Source organism: Bacteroidales bacterium (assembly GCA_013141385.1).
Classification (GTDB): Bacteria; Bacteroidota; Bacteroidia; order Bacteroidales; family Tenuifilaceae; genus UBA8529.
Genome location: JABFRB010000031.1, coordinates 21,211 through 45,899 on the forward strand (window position 1 = coordinate 21,211; position 24,689 = coordinate 45,899).

Genomic DNA, 24,689 nt, shown 5'->3' on the forward strand with positions numbered 1-24,689 from the left:
GTTTTTCAAGTTACAACAAATTCGAATATTATCAATTCATATACAATTTATTGTATAATTAGTCTCAGCCATTTGCAAAAGAGGGTGTCTAAAAAGTCGGAAAGAACTTAACCACAAAGTTCACTAAGTACATCACAAAGTGTTTATTTGCAAAGCTTTTGCTTCGTGTCCTTTGTGTATCCTTTGAGTTCTTTGTGGTTAAATTTGACTTACTATACAGCCTCTTCTTTATCTAAATAATATAGAGTTATATTTTATGTGATTGTTTAAGAGGCGTTTACCGGTTGATCCATATTTATAGTATTTAATATAAAATGGATAGCAATTACGGTTAGTGAAATCCATTCGCCCGCTAATATGGATATATAACCTAACAAAGCAAACGGTAGTGCGATAACGGTTAGTATTGCCATAATGATACTAAACACTTTGTATTGGTCTTTATAAAATATACCAGTTACAATTGCATTGCCTACAAAGAAAATTATAGCAAACGTATAGTGTGGTATTGGGTACTGGTCGCATGGGAAGCAAATTACACCTATTAAGCTTAAACCTAAAACAACATTATACCATTGACCATGAACACTGATGTTCAAAATGTTTACATTTTTAAAGTATACAGCACCATTAAAAACAAATAGCATTGCGGCTATACTTATCAGCATTCCAAATACATAGCTATGAGCCATATACACATATTGGCTGATGCTTGGTCTAAAGGGATGGTTTACTCCTCCATCGTTAAACCATAAAATTAGAGGAATTAGGACGCAGAAAGCGGCAATAAATCTTTCAAACATTTTAAAAGTAAATAAAGGATCCGATAGTTTACTTTTAATTACAGTTAATAAACTCATATTTCCAATACTTTCATTGACTTACTCGTTTCGCTTTTCAGTATCCGCGGTGGCATTTTGTATGTTTTTGCCACAAACGTTATGCTACAGTATCTGAGAACTCTAACTTGTTCAGTTAAGCTACAATAAACAGGCTCTAAAATTATCAGGTTTATACCCGTGTAACGAAGTTAACCTTTTTTGCTTTACAAAGCAATTTTTGCGGGATTACTTAAAGTGGCAGGTGCAATGCAGGTAATAGAACGACGAAGATATATTCGCCAACAAAAATGATAGGAATTAAAACAACTAGCGTACCGAATTAATAAAATTTTTATGACTATCCGTGATCATTACTATTCAATATCAGACTGCCTGTCATTCCTGCGAATGCAGGAATCCATTTCTTCAACTAGATTCCGGGTCTTCGCCCGGAATGACAATGGATTCAGTTTTTCATATAGTTGTATTTGCGGACACTCATAAAAAAATTTATTGTAGAAAAAATCATCCTATTAATAATTTATTGGATTAATAGGATGATAATTCAATTTTCTAATCCTTAAAAGGAAAAACAGTTTCTGGAATTTTAGAGAAAGTTATTTTGATTTTTTTAGTTACTTACTTCTCTACAACATACCCAGTAAATAATGAGACCTGGGAATTCTTTTAATATATCGCTAAGTAGCAGAGGATTATTCTCACTATAATTTTTCAAATCCTTAAGTAATCTACCCGTTTTAACCTCAAAAATTCCACAGGTTTCTTTAAACTCTTCAGCAAACCAGCATGAATAATCATAAGTTTTTTCATTCGGGTTAACACTTTCTACGACTGTTCCTCCTGGTTCATTACTTTGCTTAAGATGATTTAGAATTTTATAACCGGTTTTATTGGGCAAAATAACCCCATCATTAACAAAATAAACTATTTTGCCCTTTTTGAGTTCTAGGTCTTTCTGCTGATTAGACCATCTTCCGCCATGTGCGGATACAATAACATTGTACATATTTACCTCCTTTTTTAATTAAATTAATATATTTATAAAGCATACTATCCCACTGGAATCTTAAACTTTAATGGAATTTTGCGTTGCTGATTGTTTATGAATTTGTGTTATTGATTCGATACTAAGCCTCAACATTTTCCTTTGCCTTATTTTGAAGCATAAAGGTTTTCTCAGGATTTTTCTCTTGTAAAAGATTGATGAATAGGGTTGTTAATGCATCATTTTTTACATTCGCATCTACGGACTTCTTTTCAACCTGCATTACCATAAAAACTGCCCGTGGCAATGATTCTATACCAAACTCTTTACTTGAACTTATTTTTTTAATGTGTGGTTCAAGTTCCTTCATGGCAATTTTCATCAATTCATCCTTAAACGGCATGTTCATGTTTCCTGATAGTAAATCTTTGATTTTTACATGTACTGGGCCAAAGGTGATTTCCTTGTCTAGTATCTTATGGATAACATCCAGCTCATCGGTTAGCTCTTTAAGCTCATTTATCTTCTCAATAATGGGCTCAATTAAATCAAGTATTCTCTTACAGTAGGTATTGATTTCTTTTAGGGTTGTAAAAATAGGCTCAACCATTTCATTTATTTCTGCAATATACCTGTTGGGCTCCTTAAGCAATCCATTTAGTTTTCCACTTAGCTCTTCAATCTTTGAAAGTTGTGAGTTCTTATACCTTGAGTCGCTCAACTTTTTGTTAGAAAGTAAGGTCTTCTCAAGTTTTATTAACTCTTGCTCAATGAACCTCTGAAGTTTAATGAGAGGTTCTGCAAAACGGGCTAACTTCTTTCTTATCTGCCCAAGCTTTTCACGCTGAGGCTTTATTTGTTTCTCAATACTGCTAACCTGACGGCTGATTTGATTAACAGTTTGTTTTACCTGTTTAACAATGGGTTCCAACACTTGGCATGCCTGCCCAACGTATGGCACAGGTTGTAAGGCCAACAGTGCTGCATCCAACGCATCTAAAGCGAGATCCAACTCCTGAAGTTTTTCGTCGAGCACACGCGAAACATCTAGCAAGTCTTCAGTTGATTTCATCATGCGAAGAAGAATCTCCAGTTGAGAGGTGATAACCCCAGTATTTTCGATTAAGCACCTGAAATTGTGCAATAGCTTTTTTATTTCAGGGAGATTAGGTTTGTCTGGCATATTGTTGTCTCTTTATAAGTTTAGGTTCAAAATCCAATCTGATTGATAGCACTTATACATCACAAAGTGTTAAGTTTTCTTTAGATTTTCTCCGTTGGGATGCCAATACATTTAAGAGAATTTTTCAAATTAGTAATACCCCATAAGTGGCATTTATCTTTTTGCACAATATCAACGCAGTCGTTATTTTTATTGCCTCCAATCTTGAATGAAAAGATAACTTTGGAAATATTTGGGCATAGATTGTTGAAAGCAATTAGATGTATTTTTGATACAAAATAATCCATGTACCCCCTGTTATTCATTTCGATATTATATAAATTAACTATTTCCTTCCTATCGCATACCAACTTTTTACCTATCTTAAATCTCTCAACGATATACTTAGAAAAAGATTCAATAACTATTTTATCATCCAGAGGAGAAATTGCAATTTGAACCCCATTACCGTTAAGAAATTTTGTGCATAAGTGTCCCAGAATTGGAAACATAAAACCATACTGCTTATTCTTCCGATCTACTGCACTTCCATGAACACCTGGTAGGAATTCGCGCTGGAAGCTAACAAAACTTGAAGTGTTTGATATATAAGATACTGGAAAATGCAGAGCAGTTTCATTAATCATTAAAATCTCTAAAACATTTTTAACACATGTTGTATTAAGTGTATAGTATGATTCAAGAGGGCCATTACAAGGATCGATGAGTATTAAGTTAATTTTAATATTCACGTTTTTTTCTTTATACTCTTTTTCTAAAATATTGGCGCAGACAGTACATGTTATAGCACCCCTACTCCAACCAACAAGATTAAAGGTTGTATCCTCTAAAAAAGAATCAGTTGTGAGTTTGTAAGCAACAAAGGCTGTCTGAAAAATATCATTTCCTGCATATGCAACTGCACCTATCTTTTTTAATGCTCCTTCTAACCCTGTAGAGTATTTTTTTATTAATGATTTATTTTTCTCGGTTGCTATACCAGGTATACTAAGTTTAAGTCCGTTAGTATTCTTGGATAGGATTGTTATTAAATTATTCTCAGCAGTATTGTCATGTAAGGTTCCATGAAAGAAAATAGTTACTGTTTTCATCTGTAAAGGAGTTTAGCATGCTAGCTAAAAGCATGTTGATTTATTATTTTCGACACTTTTTTATTAAAAGAAACACCCATGTTTTGTTTATCCGAGATGAACCAACAACTTAAGCGGATGGATTAATTACATGAGTGTTTCATATTTACAATTACTTAATTTTATTGTAAAGGGCATCAAGGAATAGTTTTGCTAAATCAGAATAGTCTGGATCTTTAATTTGAGTACAACCATAATCTGATGTTCTAAACTTATGTAGTTCCTTATTTTTTCCAGGTGTCAAACTAAAATGGAAGTATCTTAATTTTCCATCTTTGTAGTCCTCCGTTGTTTCAGATTCCACCTGAATAGTAAAATGAGGAATTTTGTTTTTTGTATCTGCTTTGTGAAGTATCAGCTTATCAATTCCACCTCCTTTAACAAGAATATTACTATCGTTATTTAAATAAAAAATAATATACCCATTATTTGAAAGGCTTCCATCACAAGTCCAAGTATGCGTGGTATCCGTTTGTGCTAGATTTATTATTGTTGTTTTGTTCAACAGTTTTGCAAGCATTTTAATCGTTATTTTCATTTTCTAAAGCATTAAATGTTAATGTTTTACAAATAACTCAATTTGATGTTTGGTAACAGCCAAACAGGCTATAGCTATTTATTATTGACGATTTTATGTATTTCATTATAAGCCATATCCACATCGTGGATATTGTTATAACTCTTTATGTTTTTTAAAGGTATTAATCCACTCGGATAGTTAATTTCAGTACCATCAAGACTATATGCTTGAAAATCCTTATAGTTCATTCTTTGGGCAAAACCAGATTTTGAACATAACTTCTGCTCGTGGTCAGCCAAATTCCACTCTTCAATTAGCTCTGTGTTTCCCTCCTTAATGCATTTTACATATTCTTTGTTTTTTGTCACATAGTGAACAGCATGTCCCAGCTCATGAGCAAGCACCATCCATGATGGCATCTCCGCCTTGTAGTACTTGGTCGAATTTTTATCGTTATTTTCTCTACCATAGTATTTAAAGTTGACGAATGGATCCCACAGGATAGTTGGTTTTTCAACATTACAATCTTTGTCATCAATAGATAGTGTTTCTTCCTTAACCAAAAATTCGCCAGCAGCTCCTTTGTAACAAACTAGTTCTATTTCTACATCCTTCAATGTCTTTAGTATAAACTTCCCTGTTTCAAGCTTATCCATCTCCTTTAACGCTTCCACTAAAATCTGATCGTAATGTTTTTTGTCACTGATTTTTTTAAGATTTCCATTCATTTTTCCAAAAAGGAATAATCTGCTATGATTATTAAAACTTTTTGCAACATCAATTTGGCTGTTTATTGGTCTAATTGTAAGTTTCATAATTTTAAAATTTTTATTTGTTAGTAACTTATGTTCTTTTTAGCATTTTCAAACTCCTGTATGGAGTGGTCAAAGTTCTTTAAAGCTTCTATCCCCTTTTTTGACTGTGAAGTATCTATATTTAGCTCTATCTGGCAGTTAACATTAAGGCATTTATGGGGTTGACCCATTAGCAGCTGCATCATATTAACGGGAATTGGGAAACCACATTCGGGGCAAGGGATTGTTTTTGCTTCGCGAAAACTATTTGATTGTGACATATTATTAAAGATTTTTTGGGTTAAGATTCTTCAATTTGAAATGAGATGGCATTACCCGCCGAAAATTCGTTGTTGCTTGTTGATACTTTTATCAATGCCGATTTCGCATTTAAAGGAGCTATGAATTTTATCCAGATTCTGATGCAACCGTTTTCATCTGTTTTAGAGTTGGCATACTCATCCTCGTATTTTATTGTAAAATCGGACAGCGTTTTTTTATCAACGATAATGCTCAAGTGTTCCTTTAAAAGCATTATGTTGCTAATCGGATTATTCTCATGATTAAATACCTGTACAAGAAGATCAACATTTACTTTACGATCTTCGTCCAAAATCAGTTTGTTGCGCGATGAGCTTAGGTTTATGTAGCCAACAGGAAGCAAAGCATTTTGATTCGATTCAGAAAGGGCAGATGTACCATCGTCCATTACCTGAAAAAGTTTTGTTAACCCATTAGGAATATCTGCTTGCTCAACCTTAATTTTTACGCTCATCTGCGTATCCTTATTCTCCTTTTCTTTGCTAGTAATTGCAGCCCTAAACTTGTAGTCTTTTGAAACAGGATCGTTGCCGTTATTCTTTTTCTCGTACTCCGACAATTTTTCGTAGTGTATATTCAAATCAAAATCGACCTGAGCTTCTTTAATTTGCAGGTTAGGAATTGGAATTAACGATAGCAGAGGAATTTTCACCTCCACCTTTTGTCCACTTCCTGGCCTTATATAGTAAAAAGTAAATTGCTCCAACTCATTGCTATTCGGTTTAAATCCATACTTTCGGATAAAGTCGATAGTTGACTCATGAGCAATCCTCTCTGCCTGCAACATAGCATTTAGTGGTGCAGAGATAAATTCGTAAATTTCTACATATCTGTTTTCCATGTTTTAGGGGAGGTATTAGACAAAAAAGTCGTTATCATGACTACTAGCCGTTAAAGGCCCATTGGATCTTACCGAAGAACCGGTATCCAAAGGATTATCTTTATCCTCTTTCTTTTTCCAGTAGTGTTTTTCGATAGCTGTTACAAACTTAATTTCGGAGGTTACCATGTTTTGAAGTTTTTCCGATGATAGTTCCACATCCATTTCTGAGGCGTTTGCTGTATTTCTTAATGAGTAGATTTCATCATTGATATTTATCAACGCTTTTTTAATCGCAATTTTCAGACTCTTTGGTAGTTCATCTTTATCCAGTTCCTTTATTTCGCGGGTTCCCTTCAAAAAATCTTTTACACTAGAAGCAATTTTATCGGCTATTACCTGAATACCATCAACTCTTTCAAAGTTGTTGATATTCTCTTTAATCAGCAGATCGAGTTCTTCGGACAAATCGTTAAAAGATTTTATTTTAGTTAACGCTTCAATCTTATCAAGTATAATTTTTATGGCGTTCTGAATAGTATCACCCGAAAGGCATTTTCTTGAATAATTTGTAGGATTAAATGCGAATTTCAGGTTTACTTCCACAGTCTTTAGCTCAGCACGAGGCATAGGAAATGCTTTTAGCAGAGGATCGTCCTTATAAATCATAGCTAAATCTTTTACAAACTCATTGGTATTATGCCCTGCTTGCGTTACACTCTTAAGTATTTCACCAATTATATTCTCAAGTTTTGCCATATTGTTATTTTTTTTAAAAACCGGTACAACCGTTTGTACCGGTTTTAATTGTTACTAATCTTTTAGGATTTAGCTAAATATTTTATTTGGAGTTTAACCTGCCATCAAATATTATAAACTATTAGGCTTTTTTCACCTTAATTGAAAACTCCTGACTAGATAAAGTCTGGATTTCGGAAGTAAGTTGAAAAACAATGTCCTTTTCGTAATTTTCTGTGCCTGTGTCCTTAAGAATTTTCATTACTAGAGGTAACTCGCCTTGGTTATTACTATCACTTGTTGGTAACTCGACTCCTGTATTAACAATTTCAGTAAAAGTATCACCCACCTTAAGCTGTGCCTTTACAACTGCATCCTTGAAACTAATTTTTAGTTTTTTACCTGCAATTGGAAGCTTTTCACCATTTAACAATTTAGCTTTAAGTGTAAACTCTCTGTCCTCAGTTAATACTTTTACATCAGTAGGAGGACCCTGAATAAAGGTAATACTACCTCCTGCAGGCGTAGAATCAATACTTTCATGGAGTATTTGCAGTACCGTAGCCATGCCTTTAGGCATATCGTCCTGAACAGCGTGGACTGAAATATCCATAGTGTATTCTACCGAATACTTTGAATCCCTTACTGCAGTGGAGTCTTTCTTTGCAGAAACTGACGCATTGAAATTAATTCTCGGACCAAAAAATCCAACGCCATAGCTACCACCAGCAGTAACTTTTGTATCTATATGGCTTTTATCAACCGTTTTTTCAGCTGATGATGCGTTAATCTTTGCCTTGAATGTAATAGAAACATCATCAATTCTAAGATAGGGGATTGGTACAATGGTAAGCAGTGGAACAATTAGGTTAACCTTTTCTGTACCTTTTACATAGGTAAAAACTACATTTATTGCCTCTTTTGTTCCATCCTCCTTTACATTGAAACCAACCGAGCGAATAAAATCAACGGCTGCTTTTGCTGCCTTACTTTGGGCATCAACTGCTGCCATAAGCGGACCACCAATCAGGTTGTCGAAGGGCAAATCTTGTAACTGACCAACAGCTACTTTGCTAGGGGTTGTGTCAACTGCCATAAAATTTTGTTTTTGAGTTAGTAATTTATTTTTCTAATCATCACCTGTGTTTTTAATAAATGATATCTGAAAACTTACAGGTTACTATTTATCATTGTCCGGACTTTGATAAAGATGATTTACAATACAATACTACTTTGATATTCAAATCGCTTTTAGAAAATGTCTATTAGATATGTGTTTGGGGGTATAAAATGATAAAATGGAGGAATAAGAGTATTATGAAATATTAATTATTCCTAAAATAATCGTATTCAATAATTAGCCGAGTGTGCTAATTCTGAACTTATCTGTGTGAATATTTTAAATTCATTAATCGTTAAAATATTCCTCTAATTTTATTACTATTTCTTTACGTTTATATTTTATTTTAGCTATTATTGACACATAATTGTATTGTAGTACATATTGTTTTAGTTACTTAAAATCAGCAACATATATGGAAGAAATAGCTAACATATTTAGTAGAATTACTACAAGTAAACTAACAGAAATTGGTTTTACACTAGTGACTGTTCATCTGGTAGTTAGAGATAATCGTAGTCGGTTCTATTTTGTTAAGAACGATTCTCCAAAAGAAGGTAAGTTGAGTTATGAGGTAATTGATTTTGATACTATCCTTTTGACTGATTACCCAAGGGATATACAGGGTTTACCTACACCATCTGTTGACTTCCTTTTCGCTACAGATAAGAATCCAACAACTGAGTATAATAACTTTGAGCTATTTATTCAATTTGTTACTGAGAGGACTTATCCGAATTTGATGGCTTTAAAGTTTCAGGGATTTAATTCCAATCCGTCGAAACAAGGAAAAGAAAATGGGGATGGGTCTTATGAAGACGAAACCGATAAGGGTATAATTTTCTTCCCCGATATCAAAACGAAACCATGATAGATATCTAAAACTTTAAATAATCGCAAAATGCGATAATCTTATCATAAAATGTTATTAATAAAGTTTACCATTTTACTTGCCTTAACCGTAACACAAAGCCCATCGCATGAGGTAAATCAAATAGATCAACCAAGTAACGCAAAAAACAGTATTAACAACCTTTTAGGCAAAGCAGAGCAAATCCTAGCGAAAAGTGCTGATAGTAGTCTTGTTCTTGCAAGCGAAGCTGCCGCCCAAAGCAAGCAGTTGGATGATACTTTACTGCTAATAAAAAGCTACAGAGCCCAAGGTAAAGCAAAAAGCTATCTAAACCAATACAATGAAACTATTCAACTCTTTGATAGTGCTGTAATACTCTCCACAAGTTTACATAATTCCCCATTAATTTGGGAGTTTAATAACGATATTGGGGAGATTTACTCATTAAAAGGAGATTATGTAAATGCACTAAAATCATACCTTGAAGCACTTAGAATTGCCGAGAGGGATAAGGAAAAGGAGAACATTGCAAAATCGAATAGTAGCATTGCCATAATTTTAAAAAATCAGAAGGATTATCGGGATGCTATTAGCTATCTGGAAAAATCATTAAGTATTTGGCGTGATCTAAATAATAGCCAAAATGTTACACGAACAATAATCAATATTGCAGGGAATCTTGCACTGCTTGGTGATTATGATAAATCGTTGGAAAATTTACTCCAAGCCGAAAAATATGCCTCTGAAATCAAAGACACAAGCCTACTATCCGATATCACAATTTCAATAGCAAATATTTATAGCTATAAATCAGACTTTAAAGAATCGGAAAAATACTACCTAAAAGGGGTAGCACTTAAGAAATCTTTAAATGACATAGGGGGATTAGCCATAATCTATAATAATATGAGCGTTTTCTACCTTAATAATTTCAACTTTATTAAGGGTGAAAGGTATGCAAAATTGGCTCTGGATAATGCAAAACTATCGAACCTACAAAACATACAAATGGCCAGCTTCAAGAGCCTATCATATATATACTCAAAGCAAAAGAAATTCGAAAACGCCTACATCAATCAAAATAGCTATATCCGACTCAAGGACAGCTTGTTTACCATACAAAAATCTGAACAATTAGAGGAGATTAGGGCAAAATACGAGGCCGAGAAAAAGGAGCAGCAAATTAAAATCCTCGAAGGCGAAAATCAGATTAAGGAAATATTAATTAGGCAAGGGAATTTTGTTAGAAATACCCTAATTGGTGGTATTACAATATTTATACTGCTATTCGTATTCATTTTTAGGGCTTATAGGGAAAAGAAAAGAATAAATATTCTATTGGAGGATAAAAACAATTTGATTGAACAGCAGAAGGTAGATTTGAGCAATAAGAATATCGAATTGAATAATGTAAATTCAACTAAGGATCGGCTTTTTTCTATTATCGCACACGATTTGCGTAGCCCAATGAGCTCAATGGAGGGTTTATCGGGTATTATCCGGCAACTTCTTTCATCAGGCAAAACAGAAAAACTTGATGCTATTGCCCTGCACATCGATCAAACAATTAACAGGCTCAACTCACTGCTCGACAATTTATTAAATTGGTCATTAAGCCAAATAAATGGTCTACATATTAACTCAGAAATCATTTACATTAAAAAGGTCGTACTCTATTCCGTGGACATTCAAAAATCGGCTTTGGAGGCAAAGAAAATAACGCTAAATATTGATATCAATGATGATTTAAAGGTATACGTCGATCAAAATATGCTCCGTACAGTAATTAGAAACCTTATAAGCAATGCTATAAAATTCACGCCTAGTAACGGGTTTATTAATATCTCCGCATCTTCTGATAATGGGCTTGTACGTGTAAGTGTAAAAGATTCTGGCATTGGTATCACTTTTGAAAAACTAAACACTATTTTTGAAATCAATAGCACAAAAATTTCAGCAGGCACCAATGGTGAAAAAGGAACTGGTTTGGGTTTAACCCTTTGCAGAGATTTTATAGCACTAAATAATGGGAATATTGACATAATAAGTGAGAATGGTAAAGGAACGGAAGTTTTCTTTTCTTTACCCTCCAAACAATAATATTATATGATTTTATAGAAGAGGATAAGTAGTAAGTGCCTAGAGTACTTAGAGTATCTTGATTATTTATTTTCAAACTTTAGGCACTCTAACCTTTAGTTCACTTTAAGTACTTGATTATCTATTTTATTATCTGAGCATTACATGAATACCATTTCTGTTTTAATAGTTGAAGATGATTTAATTGAAGCCCTTAGGCTTGAAACCGGCCTTGAGGAGTTGGGCTTTAAAGTATTACCAGTTGCAGATAATGTAAAAGATGCTTTGGGCTTGTTCTATTCAACCGATCCTGATATTGTAATAATTGATATCAAACTTAAGGGTGATAAAGATGGGATTGAGCTGGGTGATCACATTACTTCAGATCAAAAGTATGAGAAACCAATAATCTACCTAACATCAATTCAGGATAGCCTGATTTTTCAACGAGCTAAGGCTACAAACCCACATGCTTACCTTATTAAACCAGTAGATTCGCAATCATTACAACATACAATAGAACTGGCACTTCAACAATTCGCAGGAAGCAAGTATGGTTTTAGCAATAATAGCCTTGATAATGGAATAGTTCATCGCGAATCCATATTTGTTAAAAAGGGGAAAAAAATGATTCGCCTTGAGATAAACGATATTAACTATATCGAAGTGGAATCCAAGTATTGTACGCTTATATTAGAAACCGAAAAAATGTTAGTCCGAAAATCGCTAATCGATTTACTAGATTTCCTACCACCACAAGATTTTCAAAGAGTTAATAGAAATTTAGTTATCAATCTTAACAAGGTTAGGGAATTTGATCTTGATGATATGACCGTTACAGTAAGTAAATCGGTACTTCCCATTAGCACAAAGTATAAAAAAGATCTGGTGAAAAAGTTAGGTTGTCTTCAATAACCTCCAAGAATGCTTTAAAGTCCGAAGGACTTGAATCTGAATAGCCCCCAGTGAAACTGGGGGTGGTTAAAGTATAAATATCAGAACCCTAAAAGGGTTCAATTTGGGTACAATTAAAATTCTGAATATTTGGAAAATTTCTTGGAAGATATACGAATAAAAAAGGGTGTCTTCGACTTTTTGGACACCCCTTTTTATAAAAGATAATAATATCAATTTAAACGATAGGACCTGCTGCAATTAGCTTTTTGCCAGCATCGTTATCGGTAAAATTTTCGAAGTTCTTAACAAACTTTTCAGCAAGTTCACGAGCTTTTACGTCCCATTCTGCTGGATTTGGCCAGCTATTCCTTGGATTCAAGAATTTGGATTCAACTCCCTTAACAGACTTTGGAACCTGAAGGTTGAAAACTGGAATAGTTTCAAACTCTGCATTCTCAATACTTCCATCAAGAATAGCATTGATTAAAGCACGGGTAGATGGAAGATCAATTCTTTTACCAACTCCATAAGAACCACCAATCCATCCAGTATTCACTAAGTATGCTTTGGAACCATGTTTTTCCATTTTTTTAACCAATTCACGAGCGTAAACGGTTGGGTGAAGCATTAAAAATGCCTGACCAAAACAGCTGCTGAATGTTGGTTGTGGTTCGGTTACCCCACGCTCAGTTCCTGCTAATTTTGCGGTAAAACCGCTTAGAAAATGGTATTGGGTTTGATCGGGAGTAAGTCTCGATACTGGAGGCAGTACACCAAATGAATCGGCAGTAAGGAAGATTACATGTTGAGCATGTCCACCTTTGGATATAGGTTTTACTATATTTTCGATATGGTAAATTGGGTATGAAACCCTTGTATTTTCGGTTTTACGTTTCGATTTAAAATCGATCTTCCCATCTCCATCAATATCAAGATTTTCAAGAAGGGCATCCTTGCGGATTGCTGCATAAATATCAGGTTCTTTAGAAGGATCTAGATCTATACACTTTGCATAGCAACCACCCTCGTAGTTGAACACTCCATTATCATCCCAACCATGCTCATCATCGCCAATAAGCGCACGGTTTGGATCGGCGGAAAGGGTAGTTTTTCCTGTACCTGATAGACCAAAGAAAACAGCAACATCGTCTTTCTTGCCAACGTTAGCACTACAATGCATTGATGCAATTCCTTTGAGTGGTAGGTAGTAGTTCATAACCGAGAAGATTCCCTTCTTCATCTCACCACCATACCATGTTCCACCAATAACTGCCATTCGCTGGGTTAAATGGAATGCAATATATACCTCACTATTTAGGTTCTGCTCTTTCCACTTAGGGTTCGATGTTTTTGATGCTACAAGTACAACAAAATCAGGCTTAAATGTTTTTAGCTCCTCATCGGTTGGACGAATGAACATGTTTTTTACAAAGTGTGCCTGCCATGCAACCTCCATCACAAAACGAACATTAATTCGAGTATCGATGTTTGCGCCACAATAGGCATCAACAACGTATAGTTTCTTTTCGCTTAGCTGCTCTGCGCTTATTTTTTTTAAATGATCCCAGATTTCGGCAGTAATGGGTTTATTATCGGAACTTTTTTTGCCAGTTTGAGCCCACCAAACATTATTCTCTGATGAGCTATCCTTTACAATGTACTTATCCTTGGGTGAACGACCAGTAAATATTCCTGTATCGACATTAATTGCTCCAAGATTTGTAAGATATCCTCTTTCAAAACCCTGAAGGTTTTTATCTGTCTCATGAGCATACAATAAATCATAACTCGGATTGTAAATTATCTCTTTAGGTTTTTCTATACCATAAACTGATAAATCAATATTTGTCATAAAAATTAGTTTTGAGTGAACAATCGATTTAAATAAGGCTATGCAAAGTTATTTTTATAAATGACAATTATCATAGATAGCTATATGTTTAATATCAGTTAAAAATTGATACTAAAACCATATAAAATAAAAAAACCTAGAATAATCTAGGTCTTTAAAGTTATGAACTGAAAGTTTTATTTTTGAGTTTTTTGATAAAGTTCAGAAACTTTAACCCAATTAACCACCTTCCAAAAGTTTGTAACGTAATCGGCTCGTTTATTTTGATACTTTAGATAATAAGCATGTTCCCATACATCAAGTGCCAGAATGGGTTTACCATGTTTTGGTGCGATATCCATTAGCGGATTATCCTGATTTGGTAGCTGTGCTACAAAAAGTTTACCTGTATCATCCACTGCTAACCATGCCCAGCCGCTTCCAAATAACGTATTTGCGGCTTTTTCAAACTCCTTTACAAACGCATCGTATGAACCAAACGATTCATTTATAGCCTTAAGTAGGGTAGCACTTGGCTCACCACCCTTTGGTGACATTATTTCCCAAAAAAATGCGTGGTTATAGTAACCTCCACCAAAATTCCTTACCTGTACAGGGTATTTACCTACATTGGCAAATATCTCTTCCATACTTTTTCCATTCAAACTATTTGCATCAGCCGCCTTAATAAAATTATTATAGTAAGCACGAAAATGCTTATCGTAATGAAATTCCATGGTGGCTTTATCAATATAAGGTTCTAGTGCATCGTAGCTGTATGGTAATGCAGGAAACGTAAAACTTGAGGCATTTTGGGCTCTTATTCCAATCATAAAAAGTTGGAGAAAAAGAATGATTAGCAGTACTTTATTTGTTTTCATATCGACAGTTAATTAGTTGTGGTTAAATGTGTTTTTCTAAAACTTTGCTTTTTCCTTTTCGTTAGCAAAAGTTGGAAGTTTTAATATTTATTTTCGATCGTAACACACTATAAAACAAAAAATTCAATGTAATGTTTAGTCCATTTAAACAGAAATAAGCCATATCTAATCTAACCCAGCCAGATGTATCTTTGATATTATGTATTATATGAAAGACAAAGAACCCGCCAGATGGCGGGCCATATATCTTCCAAATAATAATACATGAGTTTGAATTTCAACAATGGTTCGGTCATCTTTTTGGTGGATTTTTGTGACTTGGTGATTTAGTGGCTTTTAATATTTTTTAGCCACCAAAACTCAAAAGCACCAAATTACACCAAATCAGCAACATAAAAATATCAGTTTAAAATTTACCGAACTATTGTTTCAGAATATTAAAAAATAATTAGTTTAAATGAATCCTAATTCTCTTTTACGATATCTAAATCTTGGGTGTAACGTAGTATAAATATCGATTTATTTTCAAAACCATCTATGCTACTGTTTGATTCAAACTTAAAGTCGGATTGAAGCAAGTCTACATCTAGGTTTTTTAAGCAATACTTAAAATCAATCCCATATTTTTTCATCGCTTTCAAAAAGTAAAATCCAATGTCATAGCCTTGAAATGCGTATTGAGATGCTTCGGATCTGTAGTAATGACGGTAATCGTCAACAAACCTTTTAACGACCTTTCTGGAATAATCAACATAAAAAGGGGTAAAAAGATGCAAGTTAAGTTTATAGTAATACTCTATGGGAACATTCTTGTATTTCTGCCAATGTGGAAAACCATAAACCTTTACCTTGTAGTTATAGTAAGTGTTTAATGCAAATAGCTGGCTGAGAAAATCGGATACAAACGCTTCACTTTCAGAGGCGACTACAAAAATATTCTCCTTATCTTTAATTATGCTTTGATTCAAATTATCTTTAACTTCAGTTGTACTCACACCAGATTTATAAAGGAATTCCTTAAAATGTATAGAATCAGAATTTGCACATTGTTTCATTCGATTTGTTACAAATTCTTTGTACTTCTTACTTACTGCTAACGTTGCGCTATCATCCTCATATACAAATATCAAGTTCTCATCCTTGCAAAAATCAACATTGGATACAAATTCATTAAATTGAACAGGTAACGATGCATTTACCTGAAAATAGTAAGGATTACCTGCCAGTAGATCATTATTTTGGGAAAGAGGAGAAACAATATTAATCCTGTTTTCTTTAGAAAAATCGCCAAAAGGTTTAAGCAATCCTGGATAAACCGGTCCAATTATTAGATCCGATTCTCTTAGCCCTTTTTCATTAAACAATTTTTTGGAATCGTTTACATTCTTGGTGGTGTTAAAGACTGATATATTGAGCGATAGCCCATCGCGCTTTAAAGAATCAACCGCAAGTAGAAATCCCTCATAAAAATCCAAAAAATTATGTGCTCGCGATGAGATTTTTTCCACTTCGTTCGACTTCTCAACAAGTTTGCCATTTGAATCCTGAAGAGCTACATCAGCAGAATCAACATCCTGTTCATCAGGGAGTAATGGTAGAAGAAGCGAAATATTGAATACCCGTTTTGAACGCTTATAATCAAAAGTATCGCACCTAACTTTAGGAGAGTAAATAGTTTCATTTTGTGATACCGTTTGAGTTTTAACATTACCTAATTCGATGTTTTGATTATTTATATTAGACAGGAATTGCTCTTTATTTTTAGGGATCTTAAGTATTGAGCCGGATTTAAGGCCATTAATAAGTACATCCTTGTTTAAATCCTCAATGGTATGAATATCAACTTTATATAACCTTGAAATTGAGTAAAGTCCCTCTTTGGGTTTTACCTGATGGTAGATATACAATCCAGAATCTCTTTTAACTTCCTGATTTAATGTGCTTAGCCGTTCACGAGGAATTAGTAGCACTTGGCTAAGAATAAGCCCACTCTCAACATCGGGGTTTGCTTTTACAATATCATCTATTGAAACCTGATATTGTTTGGAGAGGCCAAAAAGGGTTTCACCTTTCTTAACGATATGATATATATACTTATCATTCTCCTCTTGTTTGGGTAAATCCTTTGCAGGAATCTTTAATGCCTGATCAACCTGAATGCCTAAATAAATATCAGGATTGTCCATTGCAATTTCCATTTGGCTAACACCATAAGCTTTACTTATTGCATATAAAGATTCTCCTTTTCGTACAATATGTATGTAGTAGTATTTACCTTCAATTTTTACCTTATCCGTCGATTTCTTAATCTGAACCACAGTCTCAGATTGCTGAGAGTATAATGCGCTGAAGAATAATAAGAAAACTATTAAAAGGATGTTTTTTAATCGCATTTTTCTTTGAATTATTTGAAACTTTGCAAATGTAAGTAATCAATTTCGTTTACCGAAAACTCTTAAAGATTTTCCCTATTACTAAATTGCTTTGGATGCAATATGGTGATAATAGATAATATGATTGTTCATAATAATACCTAATGAGGAATAAATAATCCAAATTGTCATTCCTGCGAATGCAGGAATCCAGTACTTTATAATTTAGATTCCGGGACTTAGCCCGGAATGACAATGGATTGTGTTTTACTTATAGGTATTATAACGGATATGCATAGAAGACAATATTGTATTAATTTTTCACATCTTACTATTCACATTTCACTTTCTTTAGCTATAATTGCGACCGAAATTTAGCCATGCCGATAGAACTCCCAAAAACCGATTTCTTTGCTATTACCCTTCAGCAGCACAGACACTTAGGAATGATATTCAATCCCTATATCATTCGTTTAGTAAGTAGCGAAGGGGGAATTTATACGATAGTTGAAAATATTCACGATGCAAATCATAAAAAATGGGAGCAGGTAATTCCCTTAGAATCAGCAGAACTATTAAAAACTCTTAATGAACTCACGGATAGCTTTGTTCACAAGCAATTCAGCAAGGGAAAGCAAAGTATTTCAGATTTTTATAAATCAATATCAGGAAATGAGCAAGTGCTACAGTTTGTTAAAGCGTACATCGAACGTAGAATGTTGAAATGCTTTGAAATACTCTGCAAACTTCAGATTCCTGTTTTTTTGAAAGAGAAAAATTTCAATAATCTGTACGAAGATCATCTATTAAGCCTTATTCCCGATTTAGCTCTTCCTGTCTTTCACTTTGCTGTAACCGATACTGAAAGTCGCTATAGGATAGATGCTTCTTGTAATGGAAAATCCATTAACCTAACCACAAAAGGTTCTGAGGTAATTTGTAATGATCCTTGTCTTTTAAGGGTTGATAATAGCCTATATAAGTTCTCTGGCATTGATGGAAAAAAACTAAGCCCCTTTTTCACAAAACAGCATATCTCCATACCAAAATCAGCCGAGCGAAAGTACTTCGAATCCTTTGTACTTAACACTATTAGAACGCAATTGGTTGAGGCGGTAGGTTTTACAATTGAGAATAGTAAACCCGATAAAAAAGCACTGCTTTCGCTGGAACAACGTCTTGCAGGTGGTGCAGGGCTAATTCTTAAATATCAGTATAATGGCAAAACCTACCTTGCCAATTCAAAACCAGATCCCGAAGTCAACCTGATTATTGAAAATGATAAATATAAATTTATCAGATTCGAAAGAGATATTGCTTGGGAAAAAGACTGTAAAGAAAGGCTTGCTGAACTTGGGTTAAAGAAAATTGGCGAGTCGGAGTTTTTTCCCGAAGGCGTTGCCAATTCTATGGACGGACAACCACCATATCAGCTAATTGAATGGATAAATAGGAACCAGAAATTGATTATCGATTCTGATTTTGAAGTTCAGCAGAATCTAGGAAAAGATAAGTATTACATTTACGAATATCGGGTTGAGATTAACTCACAATCCACCGAAGATTGGTTCGATTTATACGGTAAGGTAATTTTAAGCGGTTTCGAAATCCCGTTCATCCATCTAAAAAAGAATATCCTTAAAAATATCCGTGAGTTCATATTACCAAATGGGCAACTCTTCATACTACCCGAAGAGTGGTTCACTCGGTATCGACCATTGTTCTTTCTGGGAAAAGAATCGGGAGAGAAGCTGGCTATCCAAAAATCTCTTTTCAACCTGCTGATTGATTGTAAAGTTGAAGCCCCAAGTGCGCAGGAACTCAAGGATAAGTTTAATAGCAAATCGCCCGAAAAGGTTAAGTTACCAATTGGCCTTAACGCTGAACTCCGCGATTACCAGAAGGAAGGTTATATCTGGATGAACCTACTCCAGCAAAACGGTTTGGGTGGCTGTTTAGCCGATGATATGGGTCTTGGTAAAACCATACAAACCCTTTCGCTTCTCCTATCAACAAAGGAAAAGAGGGATATAAAGTTAGAATCGAATAAAGATGAGGTAAACCCTAACACCAATACTTTTGGGCAAACCTCATTAATTGTAGTCCCTACCTCATTGGTACACAACTGGATTCGAGAGATGAACCGATTCACCCCCGATTTAACCTACTACTCGTATACTGGAGGAACTCGCACAAAGGAAATTTCGGAGATTGTTAAGTATGATGTTGTTATATCAACTTACGGGATTGTCCGTAACGATATCGATTTACTAAAGGATGCTCGTTTTAAGTATATAATTCTTGATGAGAGTCAGGCGATTAAGAATCCAACATCAAAGATTTATCGTTCCATACTTCTGCTGAAAGCAGCAAATTACCTTACAATCAGCGGAACGCCCATTGAGAATTCGCTTTCGGATCTATGGGCGCAGCTGAATTTCCTGAATAGAGGAATGCTTGGTAGCATTAAATCGTTTAACGATGAGTTTATTCAACCCATTGAAAAGAATAACGATACCGAAAAGGAAGAATTACTCAAGAATCTTATACAGCCCTTTATTCTTAGACGAACCAAGGAACAGGTTGCCAAAGATTTACCAGATTTGACCGAGCAGGTGATTTACTGCGAGATGTCCGACCTACAGCGTAAATGCTACGAATCGGAAAAATCATCGATCCGAAATAGCATTATGGAGAATATTGCTACAATGGGGTATGACCGCTCAACATTTGCCATTTTCCGTGGGTTAACAAGGCTGCGCCAGCTTGCTAACCACCCCAACATGGTTGAGGAGTATGTTGGTTCCGATTCAGGTAAATTTGAGGAAATAACCCGAAGCATCGATAGCATTGTAGCAGAGGGTCATAAGATACTTATATTCTCCTCATTCGTTAAGCATCTTAAGATTGTTGCCAGCTACCTCGAAGAGAATGGGATATCACACGAGGTACTAACTGGTGCTACCACAAATCGCAAGGAGGTTGTGGATCATTTCCAGAACGATCCAACTGTAAAGGTATTTCTAATTTCAATAAAAGCTGGTGGTGTAGGGCTCAACCTTACCGCTGCCGATTATATCTTTATTCTCGATCCGTGGTGGAACCCTGCGGTTGAAAATCAGGCAATTTCAAGAGCTCACCGCATTGGACAGGACAAAAACATATTTGTTTACCGCTTTATAGCCATAGATACCGTTGAGGAGAAAATTATCCGCTTGCAGGAGAAGAAGGAAATTCTTGCCCAAACCTTTGTTGATTCTACAAATCCTTTAAAGATTCTTGGGGAGGGAAGGATTTTGGAGATGTTGGAATAAAATTTTATATGTATATCCGCTATATTACCTATAAGTAAAACACAATCCATTGTCATTCCGGGCGAAGTCCAGGAATCTCTTAAAAAAGATAGATTCCTGCATTCGCAGGAATGACAATTTGGATTATTTATTCTTCATTAGGTATCATTACGGACCTGTTTTCAGCGTTGCAACACCCTAAAAATTTCTGCTGATTATTTGGTATAATTCGGTCTGCTCTTCATCCATTCTGAGTAGCCTAGATTTAGTATGTTTGGACTCTGGCAACATGTATGTTATCTGGTACATATTATGTGTAAGCTCCGCCGCTTTCCTAAGTGAGAGTGTTGATTTCTCCTCACACAAAACGCGTTCTAACTCCTTTAAGATGCAGTATGCCGTAAATGATATGCAGATGTGGGCTTCAATACGGTTTCTTAACCTGTGATAGATTGGCCGTATCCGCAGGTCTGTTTTCGACATTCGAAAGGCTTTCTCGATGTGCCATAGATTCTTATAGCTCTCCATAACTTCGCTATCGGTGAGCGTTGTATTGGTAACATAACCCTTTAAACCACCCCATACCTGGTCATGATTATATTTTTCGTAGTCTATCACTATCACCACCTCGCCGTTTAGCTTGAGATACTTATTGTAGCCTTTATTATTAATGCTTGATTTGGTCAACCTTCCTGATTTCACCTGCTTTTCTAAGCGTAACAGGCCTCGCTTCCGATTGTAAGCATCTTTCGCTGCCCGTGCGGCAGAGTAGCTCACAATCAGCCTTGTATTTACCGATTTCTTTAGGCTTTTGGTTGTTCCGTCAACAAATCGTGTTTCGAGTATCTCCTTCTTAAGCCTTTCGGGCTCATTTTTTATTCTTGCACCAAGAATATACTCGTAGTTACTGGCTTCTAAGGCTTTTATATTGTCGTTCGAGAGCAGGCCGGCATCGGCTACAATAATCGGTTTATCCAGATTGAATTTCAGGCTTATTTTTTCAATGAACGGGATGAGGGTATGCCCTTCATAAATATTGCCTTCATAAATATCATAGCCAATGGCATAGCCGCCAAGCCCAACCAGTAAGCCGATATAAACCTGAGGGCATTGGTGCTTACCATCCTTGCTAAAGCCGGTTTTGCGCAGATCGTCCTCATCGCTGGCTTCAAAGTACAGCGTGGTCATATCGTAAAACACAACGCTGATTTTGTTGTTGAGAACTTTCAGGGTATGGCTAAACGCAATTTTTTCAATATGAGGCTTGAGCTTACCGTTCAGCTTATCTAAAAACCGATACACTGCGTCAATGTCAAGGCTCGTCCCCTGATAACGGTATAAATAGTCGATGGTTTTGAGTTTGCTCAGGGGGAAAGCCAGGCGGGCGATGACCAGATGGCGGAATAAAGGCTCCTCGATTGCCCCAAAGCCAACGTAATCGTATATTTTCCCGAATACAATCTCGGGGCCAAGCGTTCTAATGCTCGCATTGTCGAGTACAGAAAAAGCATGCTCAATGGCTTCGTCGCTATGGCTAACGAACAGCTTAGGCTGCCCGCAGAGCGTCTCGATCTCTTGGCGGGCGAGGTTGACCAATTTCTCAATTTCCTGCTGCGTGGTGGCAGAACCTAAAGTTTTGACAACTTTATAACGCCCGTTCAACTTCTGTATAACCTGCACAGATTGACTTCCAGAGCGATTTTTTAACTTACGTACAAACATGGGGGAAATCTTGCAACACCCAAGTTAAAAATACTTTTCAGTATTTACAAGGGGTTTAGAGGGTGTTGCAAAAAAGTGCGGAAAACAGGAAGATAGATTCCTGCATTCGCAGGAATGACAATTTGGATTATTTATTCTTCATTAGGTATCATTACGGACAATCATAAAATTTTAATCGTAGCGGACCTATTACAAATTGTGTTTTCTTGCTTGTCCTTGAAATAGCGTTAAGCCAACAGTTCAATCCTATTTCCCTCGATATCAAGGACTACACTCTCAAAATAACCATCTCCTGTTAGGCGTGGTTCTCCAACAACTCTAAAACCATCGGAACGAAGTGTTTCGGTGAGAGAAAGAACAGCTTCTTTTGAACCTAACCTAAATGCAATATGGGTTATTCCTAACCGCTCTCCTGTATCTAAGGGATTGTTAATTGATTGCTTGCGCATAAGTTCCAGTTTTGCACCACTTTCAAAGCTAATGAAATAGGATTCGAACCCTTTTAATGGATTTATGTACTTCTCATTGCTTTTTCCCTCGAAATATCGGGAGTAGAAATCCCTCATCGCTTCTAAATCGTTTACCCAAATGGCAATGTGTGCTATGTTCATTGGTATCTTTTTCTGTTAGTAGTGTAAATGCTTTTCCAATTACAAATTTACCCAGCTAGGGTACAAATTGTACCCTAGTTGTTTTTTATTCGTAAGGTTTAAAGTCAATGATGAATACATTTTTATAATCATAAGAAGGGTGTAACGTGATACAGGCACTTAATTCATTGTCTTTTGTATTTCTTAGTTTTACCATTACTTTTTGGCTGATTTCAAATGTATCTTTAGCCATATTAACCGTTTGATAGTAATTATTTCTGCTAATACCAATTTCATGTTTAATTGTTATTGAATCATTAGGAAATTTCAGAATACAGGTTTGGCAATTCATGTCAAAACTCACAATCTCAGCCACAAAATACTTCTCTAAAACTCCCTCTTTATCATCATTGCACCCGTTGGCAAGTAGGACAACACAAAGTGCTATAATTAGTTTTTTCATGGTTTTTTGTTTATCGTAAGATGTAAAAAGTTTATAATTAGCTACGTTTTCGTTTCTGATTTTTTGGCGACATATGGAAAATGGTTAGCACATTGTTTTTTACTTGTTTGATAATTCTTCAATTTTTTTATGAAGATCATCAATCCTGCTTGGTAAAATGTAAATATATTCAATGAGATAGTCTAATAAATCCATCATTAGAGTTATGATGTTTTCATTTGGTGTTTTTTCTAAGTCAAAATGAGCACCAATATTTCCACCTTTTCTCAGAGCATCGGCTAATGTCAACAAAGGTTTTTGTAAATCTATATGGTTGGGAAGTTCTTGTAATTGCTTCCCTAACGGTAATTTTTTCTTTTCGTCTGGAAGAATTTGCATAGTTATTCCTTCCAATAATCTTCTGCACAATACTGCAGTTGCCGTCCATTCTCCTACATTATATACATTTATTGAGGATTCATAAGCTTCTTTTAGTCCACCATTAAACTTCACAGAATCAAAAATTCCGTCTAATGGGCTTCTTGTTCTTGGTTCAGGATGAATAAACAATTCTCCTTCTTTTGGATCATTATTATTTTCTTTAAAGCCAATATATATAAAAGTCGCCAATTTTCTACAGCCAGAACATGCTGAATTACAAAAAAGTACTGATTGTGGATTATTTATTAATGTCCAATTCATCTTGAAGTTGACTCTTCTACCACAATGGGGACAATACCAATCAACTGAATCTGGTAAGATTATGCCTCTCCAAGTACTTGTTTGAGCAAATGCTTCTTTAGGAATAAATTGTATCATAGATGTCAATTATAATGTTTGCCAATTCGTTATATGTTTACCATTTGTCAGATCCTAAAATCCAAATCAAATGCATAGATGAAAGTAAACGACTCTCTACCTCAAAGTTATAATTTTCCCTAAATTAACCTATGATATTGAAATGAATAAAAAGGTCTTAAAGAATATTCCTTTGAGACCTTTTAATCATCTTAACTCTGTCAGGTTCTTCGAACTCTGACAGGTTGTGCCATGACCTGACAGAGTCTTAAGACCTGTCAGAGTCTAGTATAATGATGCAAGAAACCCCGTTAGGCCTTTAAATCCTAACGGGGTTTCTTGAAATTATAATATTGAGGTGTTTATTTAAGCACTAATTTTAACATTCTGATATGTAATGGGATCACCTTCAACCATTCGAACAATAAGTTTATGAAAAATGGTTTGCTTATGTATCGATCTGTTGATCCTAAAGCAG

Annotated in this window: 21 protein-coding genes; 4 read left to right on the plus strand and 17 right to left on the minus strand. The window is 35.1% G+C overall.

From position 1 onward, the window contains the following. Positions 1–266 precede the first annotated feature (266 nt). The 10 genes from HOO91_16810 to HOO91_16855 all read right to left on the minus strand — a co-directional run bounded on the left by HOO91_16810 (position 267) and on the right by HOO91_16855 (position 8,429). The gene (locus tag HOO91_16810; protein ID NOU19220.1) at positions 267–860 is read right to left on the minus strand and encodes a hypothetical protein; all 594 of its coding nucleotides are present in this window, start codon (positions 858–860) and stop codon (positions 267–269) included. Between the two features lie 592 nt (positions 861–1,452). Continuing rightward, complete coding sequence (locus HOO91_16815; protein ID NOU19221.1) at positions 1,453–1,848, minus strand: hypothetical protein; 396 nt, start codon at positions 1,846–1,848, stop codon at positions 1,453–1,455. A gap of 121 nt (positions 1,849–1,969) precedes the next feature. Then, a complete protein-coding gene (locus HOO91_16820; GenBank protein NOU19222.1) occupies positions 1,970–3,010 on the minus strand; it encodes a hypothetical protein in 1,041 nt (346 codons plus the stop codon). 80 nt (positions 3,011–3,090) lie between these two features. Continuing rightward, on the minus strand, positions 3,091–4,101 hold the full coding sequence (locus HOO91_16825) for a hypothetical protein (protein NOU19223.1): 1,011 nt from the start codon (positions 4,099–4,101) through the stop codon (positions 3,091–3,093). 151 nt (positions 4,102–4,252) lie between these two features. Then, entirely contained in the window at positions 4,253–4,678 is a 426-nt protein-coding gene (locus tag HOO91_16830; GenBank protein ID NOU19224.1) for a hypothetical protein, read from the minus strand. Between the two features lie 74 nt (positions 4,679–4,752). Then, on the minus strand, positions 4,753–5,475 hold the full coding sequence (locus HOO91_16835) for a hypothetical protein (protein ID NOU19225.1): 723 nt from the start codon (positions 5,473–5,475) through the stop codon (positions 4,753–4,755). Positions 5,476–5,495: 20 nt separating this feature from the next. After that, positions 5,496–5,735, minus strand: coding sequence for a hypothetical protein (locus tag HOO91_16840; protein NOU19226.1), 240 nt, complete (start codon positions 5,733–5,735; stop codon positions 5,496–5,498). Positions 5,736–5,755: 20 nt separating this feature from the next. Further along, a complete protein-coding gene (locus HOO91_16845) occupies positions 5,756–6,616 on the minus strand; it encodes a DUF2589 domain-containing protein (protein NOU19227.1) in 861 nt (286 codons plus the stop codon). A 15-nt stretch (positions 6,617–6,631) separates the two neighbouring features. Continuing rightward, complete coding sequence (locus HOO91_16850; GenBank protein NOU19228.1) at positions 6,632–7,354, minus strand: hypothetical protein; 723 nt, start codon at positions 7,352–7,354, stop codon at positions 6,632–6,634. A 121-nt stretch (positions 7,355–7,475) separates the two neighbouring features. Beyond that, the gene (locus tag HOO91_16855) at positions 7,476–8,429 is read right to left on the minus strand and encodes a DUF2589 domain-containing protein (protein ID NOU19229.1); all 954 of its coding nucleotides are present in this window, start codon (positions 8,427–8,429) and stop codon (positions 7,476–7,478) included. A gap of 439 nt (positions 8,430–8,868) precedes the next feature. Between HOO91_16855 and HOO91_16860 the strand changes: the two genes are divergently transcribed. The 3 genes from HOO91_16860 to HOO91_16870 all read left to right on the plus strand — a co-directional run bounded on the left by HOO91_16860 (position 8,869) and on the right by HOO91_16870 (position 12,300). After that, complete coding sequence (locus HOO91_16860) at positions 8,869–9,324, plus strand: hypothetical protein (GenBank protein ID NOU19230.1); 456 nt, start codon at positions 8,869–8,871, stop codon at positions 9,322–9,324. 51 nt (positions 9,325–9,375) lie between these two features. After that, positions 9,376–11,406, plus strand: a complete 2,031-nt coding sequence (locus HOO91_16865) for a tetratricopeptide repeat-containing sensor histidine kinase (protein ID NOU19231.1) — start codon at positions 9,376–9,378, stop codon at positions 11,404–11,406. Positions 11,407–11,550: 144 nt separating this feature from the next. Further along, entirely contained in the window at positions 11,551–12,300 is a 750-nt protein-coding gene (locus HOO91_16870) for a response regulator (protein ID NOU19232.1), read from the plus strand. Between the two features lie 217 nt (positions 12,301–12,517). Here the strand turns inward: HOO91_16870 and pckA are convergent, their stop codons facing one another. From pckA to HOO91_16885, 3 genes are all read right to left on the minus strand, one after another. After that, on the minus strand, positions 12,518–14,134 hold the full coding sequence (pckA, locus tag HOO91_16875) for a phosphoenolpyruvate carboxykinase (ATP) (protein NOU19233.1): 1,617 nt from the start codon (positions 14,132–14,134) through the stop codon (positions 12,518–12,520). 176 nt (positions 14,135–14,310) lie between these two features. Beyond that, the gene (locus HOO91_16880; GenBank protein ID NOU19234.1) at positions 14,311–14,994 is read right to left on the minus strand and encodes a superoxide dismutase; all 684 of its coding nucleotides are present in this window, start codon (positions 14,992–14,994) and stop codon (positions 14,311–14,313) included. Between the two features lie 464 nt (positions 14,995–15,458). Beyond that, positions 15,459–17,387 (minus strand): LysM peptidoglycan-binding domain-containing protein, encoded by a 1,929-nt coding sequence (locus HOO91_16885; GenBank protein ID NOU19235.1) that lies wholly within the window; start codon positions 17,385–17,387, stop codon positions 15,459–15,461. A gap of 359 nt (positions 17,388–17,746) precedes the next feature. Here HOO91_16885 and HOO91_16890 point away from each other — a divergent pair, with 359 nt between their 5' ends. Further along, positions 17,747–20,680, plus strand: a complete 2,934-nt coding sequence (locus tag HOO91_16890; GenBank protein NOU19236.1) for a DEAD/DEAH box helicase — start codon at positions 17,747–17,749, stop codon at positions 20,678–20,680. 177 nt (positions 20,681–20,857) lie between these two features. Here the strand turns inward: HOO91_16890 and HOO91_16895 are convergent, their stop codons facing one another. The 4 genes from HOO91_16895 to HOO91_16910 all read right to left on the minus strand — a co-directional run bounded on the left by HOO91_16895 (position 20,858) and on the right by HOO91_16910 (position 24,232). Then, positions 20,858–22,381 carry an IS1634 family transposase gene (locus HOO91_16895; protein ID NOU19237.1) on the minus strand — a complete coding sequence of 508 codons (1,524 nt, stop codon included), beginning with the start codon at positions 22,379–22,381 and terminating at the stop codon, positions 20,858–20,860. Between the two features lie 227 nt (positions 22,382–22,608). Then, positions 22,609–22,992 (minus strand): glyoxalase/bleomycin resistance/extradiol dioxygenase family protein, encoded by a 384-nt coding sequence (locus HOO91_16900; protein ID NOU19238.1) that lies wholly within the window; start codon positions 22,990–22,992, stop codon positions 22,609–22,611. An 85-nt stretch (positions 22,993–23,077) separates the two neighbouring features. After that, positions 23,078–23,434, minus strand: coding sequence for a hypothetical protein (locus HOO91_16905; protein NOU19239.1), 357 nt, complete (start codon positions 23,432–23,434; stop codon positions 23,078–23,080). Between the two features lie 99 nt (positions 23,435–23,533). Beyond that, positions 23,534–24,232 (minus strand): DUF4145 domain-containing protein, encoded by a 699-nt coding sequence (locus HOO91_16910; protein ID NOU19240.1) that lies wholly within the window; start codon positions 24,230–24,232, stop codon positions 23,534–23,536. Positions 24,233–24,689 lie beyond the last annotated feature (457 nt).